The sequence below is a fragment of the Limnospira sp. PMC 289.06 genome, assembly GCF_032350395.1.
In the GTDB taxonomy this organism is placed as follows: domain Bacteria; phylum Cyanobacteriota; class Cyanobacteriia; order Cyanobacteriales; family Microcoleaceae; genus Limnospira; species Limnospira platensis.
Genome location: NZ_JARPLC010000019.1, coordinates 46,329 through 54,565, shown reverse-complemented (window position 1 = coordinate 54,565; position 8,237 = coordinate 46,329). Strand labels below are relative to the sequence as shown.

The 8,237-nt window shown below is 44.9% G+C and carries 7 protein-coding genes; 3 read left to right on the top strand and 4 right to left on the bottom strand.

Annotated elements, in window-relative coordinates:
• On the top strand, positions 1-501 hold a 501-nt coding region (locus P5674_RS06785), incomplete at its 5' end, for a PQQ-binding-like beta-propeller repeat protein (protein ID WP_315669882.1).
• Between the two features lie 556 nt (positions 502-1,057).
• On the opposite strand, the gene P5674_RS06780 is transcribed toward P5674_RS06785, so the two are convergent.
• From P5674_RS06780 to metG, 4 genes are all read right to left on the bottom strand, one after another.
• A complete protein-coding gene (locus tag P5674_RS06780) occupies positions 1,058-2,062 on the bottom strand; it encodes a phosphoribulokinase (protein ID WP_006616865.1) in 1,005 nt (334 codons plus the stop codon).
• A 348-nt stretch (positions 2,063-2,410) separates the two neighbouring features.
• The gene (gene lptC, locus P5674_RS06775) at positions 2,411-3,601 is read right to left on the bottom strand and encodes an LPS export ABC transporter periplasmic protein LptC (protein WP_014277199.1); all 1,191 of its coding nucleotides are present in this window, start codon (positions 3,599-3,601) and stop codon (positions 2,411-2,413) included.
• The gene (locus P5674_RS06770) at positions 3,598-4,215 is read right to left on the bottom strand and encodes a LabA-like NYN domain-containing protein (RefSeq protein WP_006616867.1); all 618 of its coding nucleotides are present in this window, start codon (positions 4,213-4,215) and stop codon (positions 3,598-3,600) included. Before P5674_RS06770 ends, lptC begins: the two co-directional genes overlap by 4 nt.
• Positions 4,216-4,345: 130 nt before the next feature.
• The gene (gene metG / locus P5674_RS06765) at positions 4,346-5,950 is read right to left on the bottom strand and encodes a methionine--tRNA ligase (protein WP_006616868.1); all 1,605 of its coding nucleotides are present in this window, start codon (positions 5,948-5,950) and stop codon (positions 4,346-4,348) included.
• A 453-nt stretch (positions 5,951-6,403) separates the two neighbouring features.
• Here metG and P5674_RS06760 point away from each other — a divergent pair, with 453 nt between their 5' ends.
• Positions 6,404-7,198, top strand: coding sequence for an alpha/beta fold hydrolase (locus tag P5674_RS06760; RefSeq protein ID WP_315669881.1), 795 nt, complete (start codon positions 6,404-6,406; stop codon positions 7,196-7,198).
• A 36-nt stretch (positions 7,199-7,234) separates the two neighbouring features.
• Entirely contained in the window at positions 7,235-8,164 is a 930-nt protein-coding gene (locus P5674_RS06755) for a class I SAM-dependent methyltransferase (RefSeq protein WP_014277197.1), read from the top strand.
• The last annotated feature ends 73 nt before the right edge of the window (positions 8,165-8,237 follow it).

The window sequence follows — 8,237 nt, the reverse complement described above, 5'->3', positions numbered from 1 at the left end:
TACCTTTATGCCCTAGATGCTAACACTGGACAGGAACGCTGGCGCTTCAGAACACAAGCTGTGATTGGCTCTTCCCCAGCCGTCTCAGCCGGGGTTGTCTATTTTGGCAGTCACGATAATCACCTCTACGCCCTAGATGTTAACACTGGACAGGAACGCTGGCGGTTTAGAACAGGAGATGGTATTTTCTCTTCCCCAGCCGTCTCAGCCGGGGTTGTCTATTTTGGCAGTCACGATAATCACCTCTACGCCCTAGATGTTAACACTGGACAGGAACGCTGGCGCTTCAGAACACAAGCTGTGATTGACTCTTCCCCAGCCGTCTCAGCCGGCGTTGTCTATTTTGGCAGTTACGATAATCACCTCTACGCCCTAGATGTTAACACTGGACAGGAACGCTGGAAATTTAGAACAGAAAATTGGATTGGCTCTTCCCCAGCCGTTTCAGGCGGGGTTGTCTATTTTGGTAGTGGCGATAATCACCTCTACGCTGTCAAATAACAACTAACCTCCCCTGTCCTTTTTCCCCCAACTTGAGTTATCAAGCTAGGGATTATGTTAACTTTTGTAAAGTTTTGTAAAGTTTTGTGAAAAAATCGGCCTTTTTTTGAGGGGGGGGTTGCCTTTTGCCGGCGTTGCTGCTATACTCCTAGTATAATGGGATAGTTGCAATTTTTTTATTTGTGGCAATATTCCATTATTTCAGAATATGTCAATATTCTAACCGCGATCGCCTCCCCTTGTCAACCCCCCCCTGATTAAGTATTTGTAAAGTTTTGTAAAGTTTTGTGAAAAAATCGGCCTTTTTTTGAGGGGGGGTTGCCTTTTGCCGGCGTTGCTGCTATACTTCTAATATAATGGGATAGTTGCAATTTTTTTATTTGTGCCAATATTTTATTATTCAAGAATATGTCAATATTATAACCGCGATCGCCTCCCCTTGTCAACCCCTGGGGAGTCAATCTCAGGAATTGACTAAAAAATCAACACGAGAGTAACAACAAGCCCCCAGCGAATAGCCAAGGGCGAGTTGAAATGAAATGTTGAGAGCTTATAGCTAAACAGCCGCCGCCACTTTTTCACCTTTTCCGACCAAGCGTTCATAAGTGGCTCTCATTTTCAGACCGACCAGAACCTGGAACAGTCCAGTGCCATCATTAGAACCCGGGTAATCTTGGTGTTCCCGCAACAGATGAGTTAGTTCACCATAGTATTTCGTAGCAATATTGCTCATGTGACCTTCAACGTAGATCATCTCTTCGAGGTTATCGAACTTCCCATCAACCTCTAGTACAGAGACCTCATTGCCATAGTAAGCATCAGGCCCATAGAACATCTTGATACCGGGATAAGAACAAGTCAGCTTACGACCGCAAGGAGTCCAGTTAATAGTGGAACCCTCATCAAAAAGATAAGCCGGTTCAAAACCTTCTACTCCATCGCGCTGCATCAGGCGCACCCGTAGGACTTTGTGTTCCTTATCACCAGGAATCAATTGGGTAGGTAGAATTTGGATGACCACATCTGCATATTGCTTCTGAGGATCGATATAGGCTTCAAAGTCAGGACGACGAGCATTAATAGAAGCCAGAACATCCTCATAGCGGTGTCCCCGTTCGGCCATATCCCGCTGTATTTTCCAGGAGATTTTGACCTCATCACTAATATCGAGGTAAACGCTAAAGTCTAACAGACCTCTGACACGCTCATCATACAAGGGGTGTAGACCTTCAATAACCACAATGTGATTAGGATCGATACGTTCTGGCGGATCGATCAGACCAGTTTCATGGTTATAGATAGGTTTATTGATAGATTGACCACTTTTGAGCGTTTTAATCTGCTCATACATCAGGTCAAAATTGTTGGCGCGGGGATCGAGAGCGGTAATCCCGGTTTCCTTGCGTTGCTTGCGATCGAGACTATGATAATCATCTAAACAGATGACCGTAACAAAATCTTCTCCAAAGATATCTGTTATACGACGCAAAAAGGTAGATTTTCCGCACCCGGAATCCCCAGCAACACCAATTAAAACTACGCGATCCGGCTGATTTACCATAGGTTCCCTCTAAGCAAAAAACTGTTTACAAGCTCAACCACTCTATTTTGAGCAGGACAACCCAGACCAGTGTCATAATTGAGAATTGGCGACTACCCATGTAGGTATAGCCAATCTCCATCGGTAGACAGCTTACTGACTCCCCACTGACACAATGGCCTGGTTATCTGGTAAGCTAAGTATTTTATACTAACTTTAGATATTGATTTTACCAGAAGGGGATCATCCCTACAAGATGTAATCGTTCTCACTTAGCGCGAGAAAAATTGAAGCCAGAATAGGGGTTATTGACTTCACAAGTGGTGTGGGGCTATTTTAACATCAATTGCCAGCATGATTGGATTTAGTTTAGGGAAAAATTTCCGTAACTACCCGATCGCCCTGATTTCCGCCAGTGACCACCACAGTTTGAGTAGAAAATTGTCCCGTAGCCACTTCTCCCCGGAGAGTCATCTGGGGGTCAACTTGGCGGTAAATTACATCACCTTCTGCTTTAAAGGCTTGTTGTGGCACATACCAGGTAAGTAGATCAGCATTAATTTGAGCCTGTCGGTTTTCAGCCACCCCCAGAACATTACCAATCAGGTTAAAAATTTGGCTGTCCAAATCTCCCCAACCCTGATCACCCGAAAAAGTCAATTGCTCTTGGCGATCGATAATAGTGATTGGTCCTGGGGAATTAAGAGTTTGTTCTTGGTAGTTCCACTGTAACTGAGCGCTGGAAAGCTGTAATGGCGGGTTAGACAGGGCAATCTGAACATTATCTTTGAAAGTGGCTATAGCCGTAGTTAAATCTAGTTCAGCACTTTTAGCGACGGCGCGATCAATAACCACCAGATTTTCTAGGCGATCGATTTCCACCCGACGCTCAGAAATAAATCTTTCTTCTTCCCATCGCCAGATCACGTGATCAGTGCGTAGCTGCACCCCTACTTCCTTAAAGTTGATCACCACTTGGTTCCAAAATTCCACCCGCTTGTCATCATTGAATAATTGCACCTCAGTAGCGATCGCCTGCATTTTTTCATGTTCTCCGGTCACATTGTCACGAACAATCAGAATTTGCTCATTAACAATCCATTCCAACTCCTGACCGCGCAAGACAATACCATTTTCGAGATCAACAGCCACAATATCATCCCGGAGAAACAGTCGCTGACCATCTTGGTGCAGTTCCCCCTGTTTAGCTTCAATTTTATAGCGTAACTCACCCTTGACAAACAATTCCCCCACCGGTTCAGTCACCGTCGCAATTTTCTGATCTTGACTATAACTTGCTTGTTTAGCCTCCACCTGCCACAGCAATTGACCCTCTTCGTCTACTTGTTCGAGTACCACATCTTCCAGAGTCAGGGTGTTCTCAAACTCTTCTGAGGGGGGGCGATCCTCAGAAGTAGTTGGTTCTGAAGGTTGGGGGGATTGACACCCTACCAGTCCCCCGCCAGAAATTACCAACATCAGCAACATAATTTGGCCAATCCCCAAGCCCAACAAGGCAGGGATTGTCTGTTGGCTGTAGTTTGAGTTCTTAAAAATCACGCGCCTTCAACCTTTCCATCAATCAAACTGATGCTTGATAGGGGACGGTAGCTATATCCAGGACTGCGGGGGGTTTTTTGAATTTCGTCTTTGATCGCTTCGAGATCAATATAGCGATCGGCTACATTAATTAGACTGTCGCTAGTCATCGATCGCAAACTAATCACTTCCACCCGCACACCTCTATAGCTGACACAATCGACCGCATAAGCTAAATCGCCATCACCACTAACCAGCACCGCCGTATCATAAGCACCCACTAGAGCGATCATATCTACGGCAATTTCTACATCTAGGTTAGCTTTTTTAGAACCATCTGGCAGTTGTACTAAGTCCTTAGCAACCACCCGATACCCATTGCGACGCATCCACAGCAAAAATCCCTGTTGCTTTTCATTAGTGCGATCGACCCCAGTATAGAAAAACGATCGCAATAATCGCGAACCACTGGTTAGCCGGCACAATAATTTCGTGTAATCAATTTCAATGCCTAATTGTAAAGCGGCATAAAACAGATTCGAGCCATCGATAAATATCGCCACACGCCCTCGATTTTCTAAAATCTGTTCAGGGGTGAATATGTCGTTACTACTGTTGTTGATATGATTCAACATGATTTTTAAACCTCATTTATTATTTATGATGCTGATCAAATAGGTGTATCTCAATTAAACATTGAGTTATCAATAATTAAGGGATTAAATCTGCTCGATCGCCTCTGTCAGTCTCAGGGAGATCAATTTATCAGACTACAGCACTGGGTGATTCCAGCTTTTGAAAAACCGGTTTACCTTCTCCCAGCACTTGCTCGCTTGGTAAAATACCCCAGTGAGCATGGCTATCCAAACCCATGATTTTGGCTGCCCCTTCAGGATCTTGAAAATTCATTGAGTATCCCAGTTGCTGGTAGACAGCCGTGCTAAGATTTGGCACAATTGGCGCTAACAAATAAGCCGCCAAGCGGACTGACTCAAGCACCGAGTAGATCACTTCACTCAGGGCTGATAGTTCCCCTCGTTTATACAGTGACCAGGGTGCTTGTTCGTCTACATATTTGTTACCAGCTTGAACTAGAACCAGAACCGCCTCACACACTTGGCTAAACGCCAGTTTTTCATAGAATTGACTAACGGTGTTACCGAGGGAACTACCAATGGATTTTAGGTGATTGTCTGCAGAGATATTATCTACTGCGATCGCCGGAACTCTACCGTCAAAGTATTTGGCAGCCATTTTCATAGTCCGGTTAAGTAAATTGCCCAGATCATTGGCGAGGTCGGCGTTTAGGGTATTAATAAATCTGGTCTGATTATAATCACCGTCTTGTCCAAATTCTATCTCTTTTAAAAAATAGTAACGGACAGCATCGGTACCATATTGGTTCACCAACTCCACGGGATTAAGGGTATTGCCTAAACTCTTACCCATCTTTTTACCATCTTTAGTTAGAAAACCGTGTCCAAAGATACGACCAGGTAAAGGTAAGTCGGCAGACATTAACATCGCTGGCCAGTAAACAGCATGGAAGCGTAAGATGTCTTTACCAATTAGGTGCAGGTCTATCGGCCACCATTTAGCGATCGCTTCAGAAAGGCTGGGTTCTGAGTCGGGATCAACTAGCGCGGTCACATATCCTAGTAGTGCATCAAACCAAACATATAGGGTTTGACTGGGATCAATGGGAACTGGGAAACCCCAGTCAAGATTCACCCTAGAAATGGAGAAATCCTGTAACCCTTGGTTAACAAAACTGATCACTTCATTCCGGCGACTTTCTGGCCCGATGAAGTCGGGGTGATCATGATAAAGGGCTTCGAGCTGTTTTTGATATTTTGATAGACGGAAAAAATAGTTCTGCTCGTCCCTCCATTCTACTTCTTTATTCACGTGAATGGGGCAATATTTCTCGTCTATTAGTTCCCGTTTTTCTTTGAACTCTTCACAGGATACACAATACCAGCCTTGTTGTTGGCTCAAATATATATCCTCATTTTCCCAAACCCTTTGGAAAAATTCTCTGACGATCGCCTCGTGACGGGGGCTGGTAGTCCGACTAAAACGATCATACTGAATTTCCAGCAGTTTCCACAGACTCTCAAAACTGCTCACTATCCGATCACAGTGAACTTGGGGGGAACATCCCGCCTCCTCTGCTGTCCTTTGAATTTTCTGGCCGTGTTCATCGGTACCAGTAATTAGCAGCACTTCATATCCCTGTAGTCGCTTCCAACGGGCGATCGCATCGGCGGCGATCGTCGTGTAGGCGCTGCCAATATGGGGAACATCATTGACATAATATAGAGGTGTTGTTAAGGAAAACGTCTTTTTAGTTGTTGGTGTCACATCCATGACTGATATACAAGTTTCTCTCTTAAACTGATCTTACTTAGGTTTGATCTGCCTTCGGGGCGGAGTCGGGTGCCCTGGCACCTAGAACCCTCTCCCCAGTCAAAACAGCAACAATTTTGATACGGTTTTGACCATCTCAAACTAAAGCCTATAAATGATAATACTTTTTAAAAAAATGTTAAAAATTCTCAACGAAGTCTTAACTTTTTCGCCAATATCTACAAGGTCAATGGAGATACGAGCGCGATCGATTAACTGGGTCGGCTCCCTTGATTGTCATATTTCCCGCCCACTGTAGTTAGCCACTTATCCCCATCTGTCTAATGGTTTCCCCCGATGGTATAGATGGATCTCAATGACTGTGGCAAGAAGGTAAAGTAATGTTAAGCTAAAATGAGTTAACCGGATCAACTACCTAACATAAACCATTATATTTGCCCAATCTAGCCAACGATGTATTTTTTTAACCCTACACCCGGTCAGTCGCACCTACCTCTATTTTTGTTTTTACCGGGGATGGATGGTACGGGTCGCCTCCTGCGAACCCAACAGCGCCGACTGTCTCAGTTTTTTAACCTGCGCTGTTTGACTATTCCTCCCGAAGATGTGAACGATTGGGATACATTAACCGATCGCACTGTGGCTTTAATTCAACAAGAACTCAGCCTCAACCTCAATCAAGATATTTATATATGCGGGGAGTCCTTTGGCGGTTGTCTGGCGATGAAAGTGGCTATGCAAATTCGTGATCAACTCAAAGGTCTGATTTTAGTTAACCCGGCTTCTGCTTTCAAGCAACAACCTTGGATAGAATGGGGATCACATTTGACCGACTGGCTACCTAGTTGGTTATATCCCCTGTCTATGATCGGATTCTTGCCGTTTCTGGCTAAATTGCCAGGAATTACTATCGGCGATCGCCAAGCCTTGTTAGAGGCTATGCAATCTGTCCCTCAACGTACTTCCAGTTGGCGCTTGGGACTGCTGCGATCGTTTGATATTCAACCATACCAACTCCGTCAACTAGATTTACCCGTTTTGGTGATTGCCAGTGGTTCCGATAGATTGCTACCCTCCATTACAGAAGCTCAATTTTTAACCAGGAAGCTACCCAAAGCTAATATGGTTATCCTCCCTAACAGCGGCCATGCTTGTCTGTTAGAAACTGATGTTAACCTTTGTCAGATCATTCGAGATCATGATCTCGGTCAGAATTTAACTAAAACCCAATTGGTGTGCCAAAATTAGGCACGGAAAAATTTTTTAGGCTAATTACCAGGCTATATGACCACAACTTTTAAAAATCCACCCATTGGACCAGCATCGCGACTGGTCAATGGTATTTTATCTATTCAACCCCTAGCTAAGTTCGCCAAACATCAAGCCCGCCAGATGATGATTGATCGGGCTGAAAAAATGGGGGTCCCTTGGCGCTCTCATGCCAATACCCTCCTACAGAGAGACTGGTCGCCGGAATTTCAGCAGGTTAATAAGTCTGATCTGGCTTATCCAGAATATTATTTAAGGTCTTTTCATGCCTATGATAACGGCAATTTAAGCTGGCAGGCTGCTGTAGAGGTGGAAGTGGCGGCGTTGGCGGTTCACGCCAAAATCTGGCCTGATGCTGGGGTGGCGGGAGACGATCGCCTACGACAAAGTTATCATGATGTACTACAGCAGGTATTACCCGAACCCCCCAAAGCTATTCTCGATCTCGGCTGTAGTGTCGGATTAAGTACCAATACCATGCAGCAGATTTATCCTGATGCTACTATGGTAGGCGTGGATTTGTCCCCCTATTTTTTGGCGATCGCTGCCTATAACACTAACCAAAAATCCTCCCATAACCCCCCCACTTGGGTACACGCACCCGCTGAAGCCACAGGTCTACCAGACCACTCCTTTGATTTGGTTTCCCTTTGTCTGGTCTGTCATGAACTCCCCCAAGAGGCCACCCGAAATATATTTGAGGAAGCCCGCCGCCTATTGCGCCCTAACGGACATCTGGCGGTTATGGATATGAACCCCAAATCAGAGGTATTCGCTAAAATGCCACCCTATATCCTCACCCTCCTAAAAAGTACCGAACCCTATCTCGATCAGTATTTCACCCTAGATTTAGTTGAAACCTTCAAATCAGCAGGTTTCCACACCCCTACCATTGTCTGCAACAGTCCCCGTCATCATACGGCGATCGCCAAAGTCAATGGATAATTGATAATTGACAATTGACAATTGATAATTATTAATTGTAGGGGCGGGTTCTGCTAATTCCTCCCCCCCAGGG